At 59.0% G+C, this 19,557-nt stretch carries 18 protein-coding genes and 1 riboswitch; of the genes, 7 read left to right on the top strand and 11 right to left on the bottom strand.

All coding sequences use genetic code 11. The annotated features are described in order from the left end of the window. Positions 1-29: 29 nt before the first annotated feature. Both PspR84_RS08795 and cobO read right to left on the bottom strand, forming a co-directional pair. A complete protein-coding gene (locus tag PspR84_RS08795; protein WP_160056902.1) occupies positions 30-1,379 on the bottom strand; it encodes a cobyrinate a,c-diamide synthase in 1,350 nt (449 codons plus the stop codon). Further along, positions 1,376-1,987 carry a cob(I)yrinic acid a,c-diamide adenosyltransferase gene (gene cobO, locus PspR84_RS08790; RefSeq protein ID WP_003223053.1) on the bottom strand — a complete coding sequence of 204 codons (612 nt, stop codon included), beginning with the start codon at positions 1,985-1,987 and terminating at the stop codon, positions 1,376-1,378. The genes PspR84_RS08795 and cobO overlap by 4 nt, the downstream gene beginning before the upstream one ends. Positions 1,988-2,067: 80 nt before the next feature. Further along, a riboswitch (cobalamin riboswitch) is annotated at positions 2,068-2,293 on the bottom strand. A gap of 163 nt (positions 2,294-2,456) precedes the next feature. Here cobO and PspR84_RS08785 point away from each other — a divergent pair. Both PspR84_RS08785 and PspR84_RS08780 read left to right on the top strand, forming a co-directional pair. Further along, the gene (locus PspR84_RS08785; protein ID WP_160056900.1) at positions 2,457-3,041 is read left to right on the top strand and encodes a hypothetical protein; all 585 of its coding nucleotides are present in this window, start codon (positions 2,457-2,459) and stop codon (positions 3,039-3,041) included. Between the two features lie 66 nt (positions 3,042-3,107). Then, on the top strand, positions 3,108-4,421 hold the full coding sequence (locus tag PspR84_RS08780) for a sorbosone dehydrogenase family protein (protein ID WP_160056898.1): 1,314 nt from the start codon (positions 3,108-3,110) through the stop codon (positions 4,419-4,421). Between the two features lie 133 nt (positions 4,422-4,554). Here the strand turns inward: PspR84_RS08780 and PspR84_RS08775 are convergent, their stop codons facing one another. From PspR84_RS08775 to PspR84_RS08755, 5 genes are all read right to left on the bottom strand, one after another. Then, on the bottom strand, positions 4,555-5,091 hold the full coding sequence (locus PspR84_RS08775) for a C40 family peptidase (RefSeq protein WP_034156233.1): 537 nt from the start codon (positions 5,089-5,091) through the stop codon (positions 4,555-4,557). A gap of 218 nt (positions 5,092-5,309) precedes the next feature. After that, positions 5,310-5,927, bottom strand: coding sequence for an NlpC/P60 family protein (locus PspR84_RS08770; RefSeq protein WP_007919826.1), 618 nt, complete (start codon positions 5,925-5,927; stop codon positions 5,310-5,312). 226 nt (positions 5,928-6,153) lie between these two features. Then, positions 6,154-6,858, bottom strand: coding sequence for a DnaA regulatory inactivator Hda (gene hda, locus PspR84_RS08765; RefSeq protein ID WP_007919828.1), 705 nt, complete (start codon positions 6,856-6,858; stop codon positions 6,154-6,156). A 207-nt stretch (positions 6,859-7,065) separates the two neighbouring features. Further along, positions 7,066-8,139, bottom strand: a complete 1,074-nt coding sequence (locus PspR84_RS08760) for an AI-2E family transporter (protein WP_102900818.1) — start codon at positions 8,137-8,139, stop codon at positions 7,066-7,068. A 31-nt stretch (positions 8,140-8,170) separates the two neighbouring features. After that, positions 8,171-9,229 (bottom strand): DUF2066 domain-containing protein, encoded by a 1,059-nt coding sequence (locus PspR84_RS08755; protein ID WP_160056896.1) that lies wholly within the window; start codon positions 9,227-9,229, stop codon positions 8,171-8,173. 373 nt (positions 9,230-9,602) lie between these two features. On the opposite strand from PspR84_RS08755, the gene purM reads away from it, so the two are divergent. Genes purM through PspR84_RS08740 form a run of 3 tightly spaced genes read left to right on the top strand, consistent with a single transcriptional unit; the run spans position 9,603 to position 12,033 of the window. Beyond that, the gene (purM, locus tag PspR84_RS08750; RefSeq protein ID WP_160056894.1) at positions 9,603-10,661 is read left to right on the top strand and encodes a phosphoribosylformylglycinamidine cyclo-ligase; all 1,059 of its coding nucleotides are present in this window, start codon (positions 9,603-9,605) and stop codon (positions 10,659-10,661) included. Next, positions 10,661-11,311: a phosphoribosylglycinamide formyltransferase gene (gene purN, locus PspR84_RS08745; RefSeq protein ID WP_160056892.1), complete on the top strand. Its 651-nt coding sequence runs from the start codon at positions 10,661-10,663 to the stop codon at positions 11,309-11,311. Before purM ends, purN begins: the two co-directional genes overlap by 1 nt. 8 nt (positions 11,312-11,319) lie before the next feature. Next, positions 11,320-12,033 carry a DUF3108 domain-containing protein gene (locus PspR84_RS08740; RefSeq protein ID WP_160056890.1) on the top strand — a complete coding sequence of 238 codons (714 nt, stop codon included), beginning with the start codon at positions 11,320-11,322 and terminating at the stop codon, positions 12,031-12,033. A gap of 269 nt (positions 12,034-12,302) precedes the next feature. Here the strand turns inward: PspR84_RS08740 and PspR84_RS08735 are convergent, their stop codons facing one another. Next, on the bottom strand, positions 12,303-13,928 hold the full coding sequence (locus PspR84_RS08735; protein ID WP_160056888.1) for a methyl-accepting chemotaxis protein: 1,626 nt from the start codon (positions 13,926-13,928) through the stop codon (positions 12,303-12,305). A gap of 130 nt (positions 13,929-14,058) precedes the next feature. Further along, positions 14,059-15,090 carry an amidohydrolase family protein gene (locus tag PspR84_RS08730; RefSeq protein ID WP_174244438.1) on the bottom strand — a complete coding sequence of 344 codons (1,032 nt, stop codon included), beginning with the start codon at positions 15,088-15,090 and terminating at the stop codon, positions 14,059-14,061. Positions 15,091-15,243: 153 nt separating this feature from the next. On the opposite strand from PspR84_RS08730, the gene PspR84_RS08725 reads away from it, so the two are divergent. Both PspR84_RS08725 and PspR84_RS08720 read left to right on the top strand, forming a co-directional pair. Further along, positions 15,244-15,660, top strand: coding sequence for an OsmC family protein (locus PspR84_RS08725; protein WP_160056884.1), 417 nt, complete (start codon positions 15,244-15,246; stop codon positions 15,658-15,660). A gap of 61 nt (positions 15,661-15,721) precedes the next feature. Then, complete coding sequence (locus PspR84_RS08720) at positions 15,722-16,588, top strand: pirin family protein (protein ID WP_160056882.1); 867 nt, start codon at positions 15,722-15,724, stop codon at positions 16,586-16,588. Positions 16,589-16,788: 200 nt separating this feature from the next. Here the strand turns inward: PspR84_RS08720 and PspR84_RS08715 are convergent, their stop codons facing one another. Further along, positions 16,789-17,517 (bottom strand): dienelactone hydrolase family protein, encoded by a 729-nt coding sequence (locus tag PspR84_RS08715; RefSeq protein ID WP_160056880.1) that lies wholly within the window; start codon positions 17,515-17,517, stop codon positions 16,789-16,791. Between the two features lie 68 nt (positions 17,518-17,585). Then, positions 17,586-19,490 (bottom strand): molecular chaperone HtpG, encoded by a 1,905-nt coding sequence (gene htpG, locus PspR84_RS08710; RefSeq protein ID WP_160056878.1) that lies wholly within the window; start codon positions 19,488-19,490, stop codon positions 17,586-17,588. Positions 19,491-19,557: the final 67 nt, after the last annotated feature.

The raw sequence follows: 19,557 nt of genomic DNA, 5'->3' as shown, positions 1-19,557 counted from the left end.
CTCGCTCCCACATTGGACGGGGTGCTTGCTCAAGAAACGCAATCCCCTGTGGGAGCGAGCTTGCTCGCGAAGGCGGCCTCACGGTCTGGCGCAAACAATGCGGCAATCGCATTCGGATTCGAGGGAAAATAGAAGTGCACATAAGAGGCCGTCATCCGCCCTTCCCGATAAACCGCCTCGGCGCCACGCCCACCATTCGGGCTCAAGCCACGGGCAATCGGCGTCAGTTCGGTGGTGGTCAGGGAGTGATGATAGGTGTGACCGCGCAGCGAACCTTCCGGCAGATCCACCGCTTGCAACGCCAACGCCGCCAGACGCTTCTGCATCACCGCATCGCCCTCAAGCAGTCCGACCAGTTCGGTACGAGTGCCTTCAACGTCCGTCAAAGAGGCGAGCAAATACAACATGCCGCCACATTCAGCGAGCAACGGTTTCCCCGCCGCATGATGCGCACGAATCGCCTCAAGCATCGCGGTGTTCTGCGACAATGCAACATGGTGCAATTCCGGATAACCGCCGGGCAGATACAAGCTATCCGCCTCAGGCAAGTGCGTATCGCGGATCGGCGAGAAGAAACTCAACTCAGCGCCCATCGCACGCAGCAGATCCAGACTCGCGCCATAAGTGAAGGCAAACGCCTCATCACGCGCAACGGCAATGCGCACATCCTTCAGCAGCGGCTCGACAGCTATCACGTCAGGCGCGGCGAACTCAACCGCCGGTGGCAGCGCTACCTCGCAACTGCTGGCCAATGCATCGGCAGCGGCGTCGAGACGCACATCGAGGTCATTCAATTCGCTAGCCTGCACGAGGCCGAGGTGACGACTCGGCAATTCGATGCCAGTCTCACGCGACAACGCACCGTACCAGCGCAAACCTTCAGTCAGGCTGCCTTCGAGCAATTGCGCATGGCGCAAAGTGCCAACACGATTGGCCAGCACGCCGGCAAATGGCAAATCCGGCTGATACTTCGCCAGGCCCAGCGCCAACGCACCAAAAGTCTGCGCCATCGCCGTCCCATCAATCACGCCAAGCACCGGCACACCGAAGTGCCGCGCCAGATCGGCGCTGGACGGCGTGCCGTCAAACAGGCCCATCACGCCTTCGATCAGAATCAGATCCGCCTCGGCAGCGGCGTCCCACAACAGGCGACGACTTTCCTGCTCACCGACCATCCACATGTCCAGTTGATACACCGGCGCACCGCTGGCGCGTTCGAGGATCATCGGGTCGAGAAAGTCCGGGCCGCATTTGAACACGCGCACTTTGCGCCCCTGATTGCGATGCAAACGGGCGAGCGCGGCGGTGACGGTGGTCTTGCCCTGACCGGAAGCCGGCGCGGCGATGAGCACCGCCGGGCAGTGACGTGGTTGATTCAAAGTTCGACGCCTTTCTGCGCTTTGATGCCGGCCTGAAAGGCGTGTTTGAGCATGCCCATTTCGGTGACCGTGTCGCCCATTTCGATCATTTCCGGCTTGGCCGCGCGACCGGTGACGATCACGTGCTGCATCGGCGGACGCGCCTGCAGATCGCTGAGTACCTGATCGAGATCGAGGTAGCCGTGTTTGAGGGCGATGTTCAATTCATCGAGCACCACCAGACCGATCGACGGATCACGCAGCAGTTCGCGCGAGACTGCCCACGCGGCTTCGGCAGCGGCGATGTCGCGCTGACGATCCTGGGTTTCCCAAGTGAAGCCTTCGCCCATCACATGGAAGCGAACTTGCTCGGGGAAGCGGCGGAAAAACAGTTCTTCACCGGTGCTGTTGCGGCCCTTGATGAACTGCACCACACCGCACTGCATGCCGTGGCCCATAGCGCGGGCGAGCATGCCGAACGCCGAGCTGCTTTTGCCTTTGCCGTTGCCGGTCAGCACCAGCACCAGGCCACACTCGTCAGGCGAGTTGGCGATGCGTTCGTCGATCACGGCTTTTTTGCGTTGCATACGCGCCAGATGGCGTTCGTCGCGCTCGGGGGAATCAGTCATGGGGGAGCTCTCCGTTGAGGCTGGATAACGGCGGGCAGGCACAAGAATAGACGGCAAAAAGCCTGGCATCGCCCACCGTGATGCCGCTGGATGGATCAGGCCGGTCTCCGGGCTCATGAGCGGCGTTGGCCTGACTGCGCGCCTTCCCGCTTTGAGCAGTGGCATTCGACGCAGTGTTCACTCATTTACCGTTGCGGGGGCAGCGCCGGGATCGTGGTGGTTCTTCGTGCGAAGACAACCCTCACCGGCTTCCCTGTTTCACTCTGTCGACGCAGGTCACAGAGCACCTGAAACAAGCCGCGAAGGTTAGAGGGTTGGGGGTGGAGCGTCAATTAAAGAGGCGGCCATCGAGCGAATAACTGCCGTCGATCAATTCTCTGACGCCAATCTTGTGCCACACTGATACAAGTGATATCAAAGAGCCATGCTTTTTCCGAAACGCCCACTACAACAATAAAGGATGATGACGATGCAAGGCATGATCATCAGCAACCCGCGCCTGGAATTCCTGCGCCCGGTGCTTGAACGCTGGTTTGACTGTATCGACCGTTACAACGCCGTGCGCGGCGACAGCGACACGCCTTACTGGCATGACGAGAAAGCCAATCTCGGATTGCTCTCGGCGGCGGCGTGGATGGCCGAGCTGGTCACTTTGAACGACACTGCCACGCGCAAACAGAACGAAGAAGGCGAGCGCAATGCCCGCGCCGATATGTTTCTCGCCGGTGCTGAGGACCGCGCTTTCATTCAGGCCACGCAACGCTGGCCAAAGGTTACCAACCTGAATCTGACCCAAGCTCTGCTGGACATCTCCAACGATGCCAAACGCATCAGCTATGCCAGCGACCTCAAGCTCGGCTGCCTGTTTGTCGCGCCGCAAAAAGCCCAGCACAGCGCCAGCCCCGAAGAGCTGCAGGACATGGTCGACGATCTGCAAAAGGAACACACCTGTGCCGTCGCCTGGTATTTCCCCTACGCCTACCGCAAATTGCGCAGCGAAGCGGGCAACTATCACCCGGGCATCGCCGTGCTGTTCAAGGAAGCCCGCGGCTGAGCAGTTGAACCATCGGGCTTGCGCCCTCCTCTATGATTAGGAATGCATTCATAGGGAAGATCAGCAATGCGCAAGCCCCAGCTCGTTTTTGTCATCGCCTTCGCCGGAGGACTCGCCGCCTGCGGTGAAACCTCCAGCCTGCAAGTCTCCGACGGCACCGGCCCGTCACCGAAACTCCCCGAACCGAACAAGACCCTGATCCCGACGGTGAACATCGCCCCGGCAATCGGCTGGCCCGCAGGCGGCAAACCGACTGCGGCGGCTGGCACTCAGGTGGCAGCGTTCGCCGAAGGCCTCGATCATCCGCGCTGGCTCTATGTCTTGCCCAATGGCGATGTGCTGGTGGCGGAAACCAACGCCCCGCCAAAGCCTGATGACAGCAGTGGCATTCGCGGCTGGGTGATGAAAAAGGTCATGGGCAAGGCTGGCGCGGGCGTGCCGAGTCCGAACCGCATCACCTTGCTGCGTGACGCCGATCACGATGGCGTGGCTGAGACGCGCACGGTGTTCCTGCAGAACCTCAACTCGCCGTTCGGTATGACGCTGGTCGGCAACGATCTTTACGTCGCTGACACCGATCGCTTGCTGCGCTTCAACTACGAACCCGGCGCGACCGAAATCAAGTCGCAACCAATCAAGGTTGTCGATTTGCCCGGCGGCACGCTGAATCATCACTGGACCAAAAACGTCACCGCCAGCAAAGACGGCAGCAAGCTGTACGTCACGGTCGGCTCGAACAGCAACGTCGGCGAAAATGGTCTGGATAAGGAAGAAGGCCGCGCAGCGATCTGGGAAGTCGATCGGGCGACCGGCAATCACCGCATCTTCGCCTCGGGCATCCGCAACCCCAACGGCCTGGCCTGGGAGCCCAGCAGTGGCGCGTTGTGGACAGCCGTCAACGAGCGTGACGAAATCGGCAGTGATCTGGTGCCGGACTACATCACTTCAGTGAAGGACGGCGGATTCTATGGCTGGCCGTTCAGTTACTACGGTCAGCATGTTGATGTCCGCGTGTCGCCGCAAAACGCGGACCTGGTGGCCAAGGCCATCGCCCCGGATTACGCGGTCGGGCCGCACACCGCCTCGTTGGGCCTGAGCTTCGCCGAGGGCAACACCCTGCCGGCGCAGTTCAAGGAAGGCGCGTTCATCGGCCAGCACGGCTCATGGAACCGCAAACCGCACAGTGGCTACAAAGTGATTTTCGTGCCGTTTACCGGCGGCAAGCCGAGCGGCACACCGGTGGATGTGCTGACCGGGTTCCTCGACAAGGACGAGAATGCATTGGGCCGGCCGGTAGGCGTGGTGATTGATCAGCAGGGTGGCTTGCTGGTGGCGGATGATGTTGGCAATAAGGTGTGGCGAGTCTCAGCCACGAAGTGATGTTGAATGTGACCTGAAACAACTGTGGGAGCGAGCCTGCTCGCGAATGCGGAGTGTCAGTCTCCATTGAGTTGACTGATACACCGCTTTCGCGAGCAGGCTCGCTCCCACATTAGGATTGCTGCGATTTTTACTACGGGTTATGCGCCAGATGCTCCGGCTGCAACACCCGCTTGGCACTCAGATAAGCCTTCTGCCAATACGCCTTCGACAGGCTGTCGAGCTTGACCGTCCCGCCCGTGGCAGGCGCATGCACAAACCGCCCTTCGCCGACATAAATCCCCGCGTGACTGACCTGCGAGCCGCCATTGGTGGCGAAGAAAATCAGGTCGCCCGTCTGCAAGCCTTCCTTGCCAACATTCGGCGCCTGCATGACGATCATCTCGCGCGTGGAGCGCGGCAGCGAGATGCCTGCTGCATCACGGTAGACAAACCCGATCAGGCCGCTGCAATCAAACCCCGAATCCGGCGTGTTGCCGCCCCAGCGATAAGGCGTGCCGACCAAGCCGAGCGCGCGAAACAGCACGTCCTCAGCAGCAGGCGAAAAAGCTTGGGAGGGGCCGAACACGACCGGGGCGCGTACCACCGGCGCAGGTGGCGGCGTGCGACTGGCGCAGGCGCTGAGCAGCGCTGCGAAGAAGATCAAAGTGAGGCGTGCCGACATCGTCATAAGCAGAACATCCTGATCTGGCTGCGGCTTTTTCTGCCGATGGACAGAAAACAAAACCGCCTGCGTGAGCACGCAGGCGGTTTGCCATCAATATAGATACAGGATTCTAGCGGCTACGCGGCAAACTTCAAGTAAGACTTTAACTTCACCTTGTAAAGTCTACGTCTACTCCGTTGCCGGAAGCCTGATTGTCGCCGCGAACGCAGCGACAATGGGGATTACTTGCGAGCGGTGACAACCGTCGGAGCGTTGGCCAATGCGCGTTTCGCTTCGATGAAGGTCTTGCTCCAGTAGCTGTCACCCAGGCTGTCGATGCGAACACCGCCGCTGCGACGACTGCTGGAGTGGATGAACTGGTTGTCACCGAGGTAGATCCCGGCGTGACTGACACGACCGCGACGACCGTTGGTGGCGAAAAACAGCAGATCGCCCGGCTCAAGGTTGCTGCGCGATACCAGTGGAGCATCGACGTTAATCATTTCACGCGTGGAGCGTGGCAGGTTCATGCCAGCTTCTTCACGGAACAGGTAGCCGATGAAACCGCTGCAATCGAAACCGGCTTCAGAGGTACCGCCGAAACGGTAACGGGTACCGATCAGGGACATGCCGCGTTCGAGGATGCTGTCGGCCAGAACAGGAAGCTGATAAGGCTTCTTGCCATTGAATTCGTTGAGTTCTTTTTCGGTGTCCAGCTCTTCCTGATAAATAACGGAAGACTGAGCCGTGGCAGAATTTTTAACCTGTTGAGGCTGCTCTTGAACTGGAGAATGAGCAGCACAACCGTACAACAGGGTGACGAGTGCGAGAGGCACGAGGGGTGCGAAGCGCTTTAGCATGGGCACGACCGTGGCTGATAGTTGTAAAGAAGGCGAGACTATGCCCGCTATCAGCCTCATTTGCAAATTCAATCGATCTTTTTGTGACTTCTCGGTTTCTCGTTTACATCTAAGCGCTTAAGCCCATTTGAACCGATACGCGGCTTGCACACCGTGCAGGAAAGCGGATTTTCTGGCGCCTGAAATATGCCGAAATACGCTGAAAGCCGCAGAATCAAAGGGATAGCTACCAGCCCAGCGTTTCTTTCAGGAAGGGAATGGTCAGCTTGCGCTGAGCCTGCAATGAGGCCTGATCGAGCTGTTCAAGCAAGTCAAACAGCGCACTCATGCTGCGGGTGCCGCGAGTCAAAATAAAATGCCCGACTTCATCGGTCAGGTGCAGACCGCGACGCGAGGCGCGCAATTGCAGAGCACGCAGTTTGTCTTCATCGGAGAGCGGCCGCATCTGAAAAATCAGCGCCAGGGTCAGGCGCGATTTCAAGTCAGCCAGTTTGACCGGCAGCTCACGCGGAGAGGTGGAAGCGGCAATCAGCAAGCGCCGACCGCTGTCGCGTAGACGGTTGAACAGATGAAACATCGCCTCTTCCCAGTCAGCCTTGCCGGCAATCACCTGCAAGTCGTCCAGGCAAACCAGTTCGTACTGTTCGAGGTTGTCGAGGATTTCGACACCGCGATCCATCAACTCGGCCAACGGCAAGTACACCGCCGGCTCGCCCATCTGCTCGAATCGCAGACACGCCGCTTGCAACAGATGCGTACGCCCTACGCCGTGTTTGCCCCACAGGTAGATCAGGCTTTCTGTCCAGCCGGCGTCGGCTTCGCATAGACGCTCGACATAGCCGAGTGCAGCGGCATTGGCGCCTGGGTAGTAGTTGATGAAGGTGGCGTCGTCACGCAGACGCACACCTAGGGGCAGCTGAATCGGTTTCATGCTGACTGAACAGTTCTCAAGGAACCGTTAGTGGCCTCTGTGTAAAGTTTGCGAAGTTTATACCCGTGAAGCTGAGCGCACAATGCGACAGAGTCCAAGCAAAATCAAAGGTTTGCGATAACACACTGGATTTATGACAGATTCTTTGGCACCAACGCCTGCAGGACCCGGGCCAACCCGGCGATTCGCCGGGCCGTCCCTGTGCCATTACAACTGCGGATCGTCAACGCCACTATAGATGTCGGAGTCCTTGTACAAGTCGTGCACATGGCGCACCAGCACCATGATCACCGCCGCCACCGGCAATGCCAGCAGCACGCCGGTGAAACCGAACAGTTCGCCGCCGGCCAGAATCGCGAAAATCACCGCCACCGGATGCAGACCGATACGATCGCCCACCAATAAAGGCGTCAGCACCATGCCTTCCAGCGCCTGACCAACCATGAACACCGCGACGATCCCGACCATCGGATACAGATCGCCACCGAACTGGAACAACCCGGCAATCAGCGCCGCGCCAATACCGATCACGAAGCCCATATAAGGCACGATCGCCGCCAGACCCGCAATCAGGCCGATCAACAACCCCAGCTCCAGCCCAACGATCATCAGGCCCGCTGCGTAGATCACGCCCAACGCCACCATCACCAGCAACTGACCGCGAACAAATGCGCCCAGCACCTCATGACATTCACCGGCCAGCGATACGATGGTCTCTTCCCGATCACGCGGCAGGAGGCTGCGGATCTTGGCCATCATCACGTCCCAGTCGCGCAACAAGTAAAAGCTCACCACCGGAATCAGCACCAGATTGGCCAGCCAGCCGATCAGCGCCAGACTGGAGGCCGTTGCCTGACTGAGCACCACGCCGACAATGTCGGTAGTCTGCCCCATGTGCTCGCTGATCGCGGCCTTGACCTTATCGAACTTCCAGAAACCGTCCGACAACCCCAGCTTCGACTGCGCCCACGGCACCGCCGTGTGCTGCAGCCAATCGAGCATTTGCGGCGCCAGTTCGTACAGACGTAGCAACTGCTTGGCGAGCATCGGCACCAGCACCAGCATCAGTGCGGTGACGATCAAGGTGAACAGAGCAAACACCGCGATCACGCCCCAGGTTCGCGACAAACCGAGCCGCTCCAGTCGATCCACCAGCGGATCGAACAGATAAGCCAGCAGCAGCGCCACCAGGAACGGCGTGAGGATCGGATGCAGCAACCATACAAACGCGCAAAGCAGGACTACCCCACCGAGCCAGAACCAACGCCGCGTATCGGCCATGTACCACTCCTGCTTCTATATAAGGAAAGACTTACCAGCGAAACCGCAACGACGGTGCTGCCGGGGTCGGGGCTGGCGCCGCGACTGGCGCCGCACCTGCAACCGCAGGCTGTGGCGCAGCCAACGGAGTCGGCGCCTCGGCCGGCAACTCCTGCAACTTGGCCAGCGACAACTGCGCACGCATTTGATCGGCGCTGCCATTGACCCGATAAACGATGCGATCGCCGTCAACACTTTGCAGACGCACGCCAAACGGTTCGAGTAACCGCAACAGCGCCGCGTAATGCTCCAGATTCATACCTTGCACTTCCAGAGTCTGCTGCCCCGAAGCGCCGGGCTTGGCCACAAAACGTGGCGCCAGCCGCTCAGCCACCGCCAGCATCACTGCGTCAGCGACAGCAGCCTGATCGGCGCCCTGCACACTGCCCGCCTCTTTCTGATCGCCCAGCCACAAGTGCCATTTGGCCTGCCACTGCCCGCCCTCTTCACGGGCATGCACCGCCAGCAAGGCATCAGCGTTGTAGCGCTCCGAAGCACCGCGCAGTGGCGCCGGATCCGTGCCCTCAAGCGCTGGCGCAGTGGCAACCAACTGCTCACTCAAATCAGCCAGCGGCAAACGCAATGGCAAGCCGCGATGTTGTGCAGCCGTACGCAACGGCGCGGCAGCGGCCTGACCATCACCGACCAGACTCGAACCCTCGGCCGAATCATTCAGCCACCAACTCAGGATCGACGGGCGACTGGCGCCCCACAACGACAACCCGGCACGACGCAACGCCTGCTCGGTGGTCGCCGGATCGAAATCGACCTTCAGCACCTCCGGCGGCCCGGCATCGAAACCGAACTGACTGATGATTTGCTGCGGATCCTTGCGAATCGCCGCCAACCCCGGGTTTTGCGCAGCCTTCGGATCGCCGGTCAGGCGCAACACCAATGTATCGAGCGCCGCTTGCGTGGCGCGACCACGTTCTTCCGGCGCCTGGCCATTGACCGGTTCGCGCACTTGATAAAGACCTTTGAGGTTTTCGGCATGACTCGCCAGGCTGATCAGAGACAAACAACCCACAAACAACAATTTACACAAACGCATGGAGAATTCCCGTCGACAGGAGCGGCTGGAACAGGCCGCGTGAACCGGTTAAGCAAGGCTGTGACAATCTGCCAGCACTAAACATTCACACGACAGCGGTAAAATTTTGCACAGTGATAACGATAGACGGTTAATCGCCACACTTTATACAGACGTTCATACGGCTCAATTGCAAAAAATTTCCGCTGATATGGCCCTGCCCGTCGGTGCGAGGATGGCCGCTGCCCCTCAAGCCTGATAAAATCGCGCGCCTTCGCAGACCGGCAACAGCCGGGCACCTCGAAACTCGCGTGAGGCCATCGCCCCGTCGATTTCGAAGTTCCCGCTGAACTCGGTCGTTACCCCTGAATCCCCTCCCCTAAAGGCCTGGATCATGAGCAAGCAACCCTCCCTGAGCTACAAGGACGCCGGTGTAGACATCGACGCCGGTGAAGCATTGGTCGAACGCATCAAGAGCGTCGCCAAGCGCACTGCGCGCCCGGAAGTCATGGGCGGCCTGGGCGGTTTCGGCGCCCTCTGCGAAATCCCGGCCGGCTACAAGCAGCCAGTTCTGGTTTCCGGCACCGACGGCGTCGGCACCAAGCTGCGTCTGGCGCTGAACCTGAACAAGCACGACAGCATCGGTATCGACCTGGTTGCCATGTGCGTCAACGACCTCGTGGTGTGCGGCGCCGAGCCACTGTTCTTCCTCGACTACTACGCCACCGGCAAACTCAATGTCGAGACCGCGACCCAAGTGGTTACCGGCATCGGCGCTGGCTGCGAACTGTCGGGTTGCTCGCTGGTTGGCGGCGAAACCGCTGAAATGCCAGGCATGTACGAAGGCGAAGACTACGACCTGGCCGGCTTCTGCGTCGGCGTCGTGGAAAAAGCGGAAATCATCGACGGCTCGAAAGTTGCCACCGGTGACGCACTGATCGCCCTGCCATCGTCCGGCCCACACTCGAACGGCTACTCACTGATCCGCAAGATCATCGAAGTCTCCGGTGCCGAAATCGAAAACATCCAGCTCGACGGCAAACCGCTGACCGACCTGCTGATGGCCCCGACCCGCATCTACGTGAAGCCGCTGCTCAAGCTGATCAAAGACACCGGCGCGGTCAAAGCCATGGCCCACATCACCGGTGGCGGCCTGCTCGACAACATCCCGCGCGTTCTGCCAAAAGGCGCTCAGGCGGTGGTTGATGTGGCTAGCTGGACTCGCCCGGCCGTATTCGACTGGCTGCAAGAGAAAGGCAACGTTGACGAAACAGAGATGCACCGCGTACTGAATTGCGGCGTTGGCATGGTCATCTGCGTGGCTCAGGAACACGTAGAAGTTGCCCTGAACACCCTGCGTGACGCCGGCGAACAGCCTTGGGTCATCGGTCAGATCGCTGCCGCTGCCGAAGGCGCTGCTCAGGTTGATCTGCAGAACCTTAAGGCTCATTAATGTCCGCAACCTGTGATGTCGTGGTGCTGCTGTCCGGCACCGGCAGTAACTTGCAGGCTCTGATCGACAGCACGCGGACCGGCGACAGCCCGGCCCGCATCGCTGCAGTGATTTCCAATCGCGCCGACGCCTACGGCCTGCAACGCGCCAGTGACGCAGGTATCGCTACCCGCTCGCTGGATCACAAGGCATTCGAAGGTCGCGAGGCCTTCGATGCTGCTCTGATCGAACTGATCGACGAATTCAATCCGAAACTCGTGGTGCTGGCCGGCTTCATGCGCATTCTCAGCGCTGACTTCGTTCGCCACTATCAGGGTCGCCTGCTCAACATCCACCCGTCGCTGCTGCCCAAATACAAAGGGTTACACACTCATCAGCGCGCGCTGGAGGCCGGCGATACTGAGCACGGCTGCTCCGTGCACTTCGTCACCGAGGAACTCGATGGCGGACCACTGGTCGTACAGGCAGTATTACCGGTAGAGTTGCACGACACGCCGCAGACTCTTGCGCAGCGAGTCCACGTTCAGGAACACCTGATCTACCCGATGGCTGTTCGCTGGTTTGCCGAAGGCAGGCTGGCACTTGGTGAACACGGTGCTTTACTGGATGGCCAGTTACTCGCGGCCAGCGGCCACTTGATTCGACACTAGGAGATATTATGCGTCGCGCCCTGCTCTTCGCTTGCGCTCTGCTCGCCCTGCCCTTCGCGCAGGCAGCGGAACTTCAACCGTTCTCCGCCAGCTACACCGCCGACTGGAAGCAGTTGCCCATGAGCGGCACCGCCGAGCGCAGCCTGGTCAAGGAAGCCAGCGGCGTCTGGAAGCTCAGCTTCAAGGCTTCGATGATGATCGCCAGCCTGACAGAAGAAAGCACCCTGACCCTGGACAAGGACACTTTGCTGCCGCAGTCCTACCACTTTGAACGTGGTGGCCTGGGCAAGGCGAAAAAAGCTGATCTGGATTTCGACTGGAACAGCAAGATGGTCACCGGCACCGACCGTGGCGACGCGGTGAAGATCCCGCTGAACCGTGGCATGGTCGACAAGTCCACCTATCAACTGGCGCTGCAACATGATGTGGCTGCTGGCAAAAAGACCATGAGCTATCAAGTGGTCGATGACGGCGAAGTCGATACCTATGACTTCCGCGTGCTGGGTTCGGAAAAAGTCGAAACCAAGGCTGGCAAGATCGATGCGATCAAGGTCGAGCGCGTACGCGACCCGACACAAAGCAAGCGCACCACCGTCCTCTGGTTCGCCAAGGATTGGGATTACCTGCTGGTTCGCCTGCAACAGGTTGAAACCGACGGCAAGGAGTACAACATCATGCTCCAGGACGGCACGGTCAACGGCAAAACCGTTAAAGGCAGCTGATTTGCCGCAAGAACAAAGAGCCCCGCGAAATGCGGGGCTTTTTTTGCCTGCTGGATTGGAGACTTGTGCCTGGCTCGCCCCTCACCCCAGCCCTCTCCCGAGGGAGAGGGAGCCGCCCGAGGTGTCTTTCGCCATGCATCGACCTGAAAAATCGAGTCGATTATGGATTCTCCAAAGCCAGATCAGGTCGGTGTATCTCGCCAATCTCCCACGGTCAGTCCCCTCTCCCTTGGGAGAGGGCTAGGGTGAGGGGCTTTTGAAGGCGAAACTCAAACCGAAAACTTCGCCACCATGCTGTTCAGATCCACCGCCAACCGCGACAACTCCTGACTGGCCGCACTGGTCTGATTGGCCCCCGCCGAGGTCTGCATCGCCAGATCACGAATATTCATCAGATTGCGATCAACCTCACGTGCCACAGCCGCCTGCTCCTCTGAAGCACTGGCGATCACCAGATTACGCTCGTTGATCAGCGTGAACGCCGAGGCGATCTCTTCAAGTGCAGTCCCGGCCGCCTTGGCCAACTCGAGCGTCGAACGCGCGCGCACATTGCTTTGCTGCATCGAACTGACCGCCGAATCGGTGCCCTGCTGAATGCCGCCAATCATCTGCTCGATTTCCTGAGTCGATTGCTGAGTGCGATGCGCCAAGGCCCGTACCTCATCCGCTACCACCGCAAACCCACGTCCGGCATCACCAGCCCGCGCCGCCTCGATCGCAGCATTCAAAGCGAGCAGATTGGTCTGCTCGGCAATCGAACGAATCACGTCCAGCACTTTGCTGATGCTGTAAACCTTCTGCGCCAGATCTTCCACCTGACTTGCATTGGCTGTCACATCATCGGCGAGCGATTCAATAGACAACACCGTTTGATGCACCTGTTGACGGCCATGCTGGGCAATACGATCGGATTCACGAGAGGCCTCGGACGTGGCCACGGCATTGCTTGCCACCTCCTCCACCGCAGCCGTCATCTGATTGACCGCCGTGGCCGCCTGTTCGATTTCCAGGCTCTGCTGGTGCAAACCGCGCGTAGCGTCTTCCGTGACGCAACTCAGCTCTTCCGAGGCCGAGGCCAATTGACTGGAGGACTCGGAGATTTGCCGAATCGTGTCACGCAGGTTGTGTTGCATGCTCTTGAGCGCGTGCAGCAGTCGCGCCGGTTCGTCCTTGCCGCTGATGTTGATATCGCCGGTCAGATCACCTCCTGCCACCACCTCGGCGACACCCAACGATTGCGCCAGCGGCAGCACGATGCTGCGCGTCAGCAACAGGGCCAAGCCAATGGTGATCAGCGCAGTGATACCGACCATCACGCCGACCCACACCCGCGAACTGGTAAACACCAGCCGCGCTGCTTCGGTGGCGAGATTGGCATTGTGTTTATTCAGTTCGACCAGTTCGCGCAAAAGCACTGCAATTTCATCGGCCAAGGGACTCATCTGACCGTTGAGAATGGTCGCGGCCTCCTCGACCCGATTCTGCGCAGACAACTGCATGACCTGCGCCTGAAACTCCAGGTACTGGTGCTCGGCGACCTTGAAGCGGTCAAATAGCTTGCGCTCCTCGGGCAGTACGATCAGCACGTCATAACGCTGCTGGGCCTCACTGAGCACACCGCGTAATTCATTGAGCTTGGCAACGTTCTGTTCGAGTGCCTGCGGATCTCGATTGAGCAGCAGGCGCATGGTCAATGCGCGCAGGCGCAGCATGTCCTGGCTCATCTCACCGACCGCCATCACGCTCGGCAGCCAGTTGTTATCAACCTCGTCGGACTGCGCGCGCATGTTCGACATTTGCAATAAAGCGAACGCCCCGAGGGCAAATACCATCAACGCCAACAAGCCAAAACCGAGCCCGGCGCGCGGGGCAATATTGAGACTACGGATACTCATTGCTCTGGTTCCTTCCAAAAGCGCTGCATCAAACCTGCAGCTGGTTGCTTTAGAAGGTATCGGCCCGGCGGAAAAATGCGTAAGACGAAAAGGCGATATCAAAAGGCCTTGATCCATCGAACCGTTGGCATTAACGATTCAGCGTGCTTTTGCCGGACTTGAGCACCGTTCGCGGCAAGATCGCCAGGAAGTTATCCCGAGCGACTTTTTTCGCGACGTCCTCGGGCAATGCATCGAGGAATGGCTTGAAGCTGTGCATTTCCTCACCGAGTTTGTTGAATCGCCCGACTACGTCTGAACCCAGCATGAAGCGCTCCGGGTATTTCTCGACCAGCGCCAGCCATTCCGCTCGCGGCTTGCCCTGCTCGTCCAGCAGGTACGGCGTTAGCATGCTCCATGACAAGTCGATGAACAGATTGGGATACGCCTCAAGCATGCGCGTCAGCGTGGGCAACAGGAATGTCAGTTGCGTCTGATGCCGATGGATTTCTGCGCTGGTGCCCGCGTGCGCCCAGATAAACCGTGTGTGCGGGTGATTGCGCAGCGGCTCCTCGATTTCCTTCAAGTACAGCGGATTCTTCTCACGCTTGGAGGTGATATTGGAATGCAGCATCACCGGCAAATCGTTCTCGGCGGCCAAATGATAGATCTTGGTCATCGCTTCGTTGTTGGCGCGTGGCGTGTCGCCAGAGGTCAGCGCTGTCAGGTCGTCGTGGCGGGTGAACACCTCACCGATGCCCTGCCACAGCCCCGGATACAGATCGAGCATGCGCTGGATATGTGCGGCGGAGTTCTTGTCGTTGGGATTGAAGCCCGAGAGGAACGGATGAAAGTACGGGCGCTGCTCGGCGCTCAGTTTTTGCACCGCGTCGGCGACAATCACGTCGGTCGCGCTATACCAGTAAGCATCGGCGTCATCCCCGGCGTAATAGCGCGGGCGCTTGGGTTCGTCCTCATGCCACTTCTTAGCAACCGGAATACCGGAAATCATCACATGCTCGACGGAACCGCCCTTCATCGCCGTCAGCAATTTCGCCATGCCAGCACTTTCCTGGAAAAAATCCACGTAATGCAGGTGCGCATCGCTGTAGGTGTACTCGCGGGCGCTGACGTTGCCGGCAAATACCAACAAACAGGCAAGACTCAAACGATACAGGGACACAAGTAATCTCCAGGAAGTAGGCATAGCCTAGACCCTGCCCTGACGACAAGGGTTCATCCCGCAGGAAAGTGGAACGCGTACCGGTGGGAATACTCTATAACTGCAAGGTCTTTTTTGATCGAAGCGACTTTTCCTACTGCCAGTGAGGTTCCCATGACCGTTACCGTCAATACCGTCTCCGCTGAAGGTTTTCGTCACACCGTACAAATTGATGACCACGAATTGTTTGCCGACGTGCCGAAATCGGCAGGCGGCGAAGGCTCGGCACCTGAGCCGCACGACTATTTCGATGCAGCCCTCGGCGCCTGCAAAGCACTGACCCTGAAGATGTACGCGAAGAAGAAAGACATCCCGCTGACCGGTGTCGGTGTTGACGTCAAACGCGACAATAGCGAAGAGCAGAAAGGTAAATACGTCTTGCACGTCACCCTTACTCTCAAAGGCGTCCTTACCAATGCCCAGCGCGAGGAATTGCTGCGCGTTGCCGATCGCTGCCCGATTCACAAGCTGATGACCACCAGCGAAGTGACGATCGAAACCCACGCCCCACAAGGCTTCGACAGCCAGTAATCCTCCTCATGCCAGCGGCGGGTTATGCTTCTGGCATCACCCGCTCAGCCTGGAATGCACCATGGACACGCAACCTCTGATCATCCGTCCGCGCGCCGAAGACGTCGAAGGCCAGCCGATTCTGCGCCCATTGCCGTCAGCCAAATGCCGCAGCGTCGGGCCTTTCGTGTTTTTTGATCACATGCTCGAGACGGTTTATCCGACGGGCAAAGGTATGAACATCCGACAGCATCCGCACATTGGTCTGTCGACGCTCACGTATTTGTTTGAAGGGCAGATTCAGCACAAGGACAGCCTTGGCTCGGACCAGGTGGTCAGCGCTGGAGATGTCAGCTGGATGACCGCCGGCAGCGCGATTGCACACGTCGAGCGCACGCCGGAACCGTTGTGGGACCAGAGCTTCACCATGCACGGCTTGCAGATCTGGCTGGCCTCGCCCAAGGATCATGAACAAGGTCCCGGGCATTACAGCCATCACCCGGCGGCGACATTGCCGGTCAGCGATAACCTCGGCGTACAGATCCGCATGATTGCCGGGTCAGGCTTTTGCCTGGAATCGCCGGTGCCGGTGCTCTCTCCTACGTTGTATGCGGAAGTGAACATGCAAACCGCAACCACTTTGCTGATTCCGACCGAGCATGAAGAGCGGGCGGTTTATGTGCTGAGTGGGGATGCGCAATTGAACGGCGAAGCGATTGAGCCGCATGCGCTGGTTGTGTTGCCGGCTGGGGAAGAGATGAGTTTGTTTGCCGAAAGTGATGTGCACGCGGTGGTGTTTGGCGGCGCGCCGTTGGACGGGCCTCGGCGGATCAACTGGAATTTTGTCGCGAGCGATCCGGCGGCGATTGATCAAGCGCGGCGCAAATGGGCGGCCGGGGATTGGCCGACGGTGCCGGGAGAAGTTGAGCGGATCGAGTTACCGCGCTGAAAAGTACCCTCACCCCAGCCCTCTCCCAGAGGGAGAGGGAGCCGACCGAGATGTCTCAGGTTATACGCTGACCTGAAAAGTCTTGGCGACTATGGATTCAGCACAGCCCTTTCAAGTCGGCGTAACTCCCAAGCATCCCCCATTCAGTCCCCTCTCCCTCCGGGAGAGGGTTAGGGTGAGGGGCTTTTGATTTTCAGGCTTCAGCCCTTGAACACTTCATCCAGCAAATCATGCATCGACTTGAACGCGCGCTTCGCGGTCTTCGCGTCGTACATCATCTTGCCCGGCACATTGGCATGCGGATCAGTGAACGAGTGCACCGCACCGCCATAGCTGAGCAACTGCCAATCGACATTCGCCGCGTTCATCTCGTCTTCAAACGCCGGCAACTGCTCCTTCGGCACCAACGGGTCGGAAGCACCGTGCAACACCAGCACCGAGCCCTTGATGTTCTGCGCATCCGCCGGGTTCGGCGAATCCAGCGTACCGTGGAACGACACCGCCGCCTTCACCGGCGCCCCCGTGCGAGCCAGATCCAGCGCACAGCAACCGCCAAAGCAGAAGCCGAACACTGCCAGTTTCGACGTATCAACCGCCGCCTCACCCTGCTTCTGCAACTGCTCGAACGCCGCCTGCATCCGCGTGCGCAGCAACGCACGATCGTCCTTCAACGGCATCATCGCCGCGCCCGCTTGATCAGCATTCTGCGGACGCACGGCCTGACCGTAGACGTCAGCGATCAACACCACGTAGCCCTTGGCCGCCACCGATTTAGCGATCTCTTCGGCACCAGCACTGACACCCATCCAGTTCGGCGCCATCAACAAACCCGGACGCGCGCCTTTGTGCTCGGCGTCGAACGCCAGACGACCTTCATAAGGCTGGCCGTCAATCTGATAGACCACGGAACGTACTGTGACTTGGCTCATTTCTGACTCCTGATTTGTTAAACACCAGAATGAAAAAACCCGCCGAAGCGGGTTTTTCTACAACGTGATCAAGCTGACAGTTCAACCAGCAGCTTGTTCAGGCGGCGCACGTAGGCGGCCGGATCTTTCAAGCTGTCACCCGCCGCCAGCGCAGCCTGGTCGAAGAGAATGTGCGACAGGTCGCCAAAACGCTCTTCGCTCTGCTCGCCATCGAGTTTCTCGATCAGCGGGTGGCTCGGGTTGAACTCGAAGATCGGCTTCGAATCCGGCACTTTCTGCCCGCTGGCTTCGAGGATCTGACGCATTTGCAGACCCAGATCCTGTTCGCCGATGGCGAGGATGGCAGGCGAATCGGTCAGACGATGCGATACGCGAACTTCAGCTACGGAATCGCCCAGCGCGGTTTTCAGACGCTCAACCAGACCTTCTTTGGACTTGGCGACTTCTTCTGCGGCTTTCTTGTCCTCTTCCGAGTCCAGGTTGCCCAGATCAAGATCACCACGTGCCACGTCGACGAAAGTCTTGCCGTCAAACTCGCTGAGGTAGCTCATCAGCCACTCATCGATGCGATCAGTCAGCAGCAACACTTCGATGCCTTTCTTGCGGAAGACTTCCAGGTGCGGGCTGTTCTTGACCTGCGCGTAGGTTTCACCGGTCAGGTAGTAGATCTTGTCCTGACCTTCCTTGGCGCGTGCCAGGTAGTCGGCCAGACCGACGATCTGCTCGCCGTCGTCGCCGTTGGTCGATGCAAAACGCAGCAGACCGGCGATTTTCTCTTTGTTGGCGAAGTCTTCTGCCGGGCCTTCTTTCATGACCTGACCGAAGTTCTTCCAGAAGCCCTTGTATTGCTCAGGCTCGTTCTTCGCCAGTTTTTCCAGCATGTCGAGCACGCGCTTGGTCAGCGCGGTCTTCATCGAATCGATGATCGGGTCTTTCTGCAGGATTTCACGCGACACGTTCAGCGACAGGTCGTTGGAATCGACCACACCTTTGATGAAGCGCAGGTACAGCGGCAGGAACGACTCGGCCTGATCCATGACGAACACGCGCTGAACGTACAGCTTCAGGCCTTTCGGCGCTTCACGCTGGTACAAGTCGAACGGTGCGCGGGCCGGCACGTACAGCAGCGAGCTGTATTCAAGCTTGCCTTCGACTTTGTTGTGGCTCCAGGCCAGCGGGTTTTCAAAGTCGTGAGCGATGTGCTTGTAGAACTCCTGGTATTCCTCGTCCTTCACTTCAGTGCGCGGACGGGTCCACAGGGCGCTGGCGCGGTTGACGGTTTCCCACTCAACGGCCGGAGTCTCTTCGCCTTCGGCAGCAGCCGCTTCTTTCGGCAGCTCGATCGGCAAAGCGATGTGGTCGGAGTACTTCTTGATGATGTTGCGCAGACGCCAGCCATCAGCAAACTCGTCTTCTGCAGCTTTGAGGTGCAGAACGATGCGCGTGCCACGCTCTGGTTTTTCGATGGTGGCGACTTCGAACTCGCCCTCGCCTTTCGACGACCAGTGCACGCCTTCGCTGGCCGGGGTGCCGGCGCGACGGCTGTATACGTCAACCTGGTCGGCAACGATGAAGGCAGAGTAGAAGCCCACACCGAACTGGCCGATCAGGTGGGAATCTTTCTTTTGATCGCCCGAGAGATTCTTCATGAAATCAGCGGTACCGGATTTGGCGATGGTCCCCAGGTGGGTGATCACATCATCACGGTTCATGCCGATACCGTTGTCTTCGAGAGTGACGGTTTTGGCGTCCTTGTCGAAGCTCACACGGATTTTCAGGTCAGCGCCACCTTCGAGCAACTCTGGCTTGGCCAGGGCTTCGAAGCGCAGCTTGTCGACAGCGTCAGAGGCGTTCGAGATCAATTCGCGAAGGAAAATTTCCTTGTTGGAATACAGCGAATGGATCATGAGGTGCAGCAGTTGCTTTACCTCGGTCTGGAAGCCCAGGGTTTCCTTTTGAGTTTCCACACTCATGGTCATCAAACTCCAATCAGATGGCAGTGGCCGCGACCCGAAATGGTCGGCGGCGGGTTGTCTTGTG

It is taken from the genome of Pseudomonas sp. R84 (assembly GCF_009834515.1).
Taxonomy (GTDB): Bacteria; Pseudomonadota; Gammaproteobacteria; order Pseudomonadales; family Pseudomonadaceae; genus Aquipseudomonas.
The sequence above is the reverse complement of the archived record's forward strand: the minus strand, read 5'-3'. Positions and strand labels throughout refer to the sequence as shown.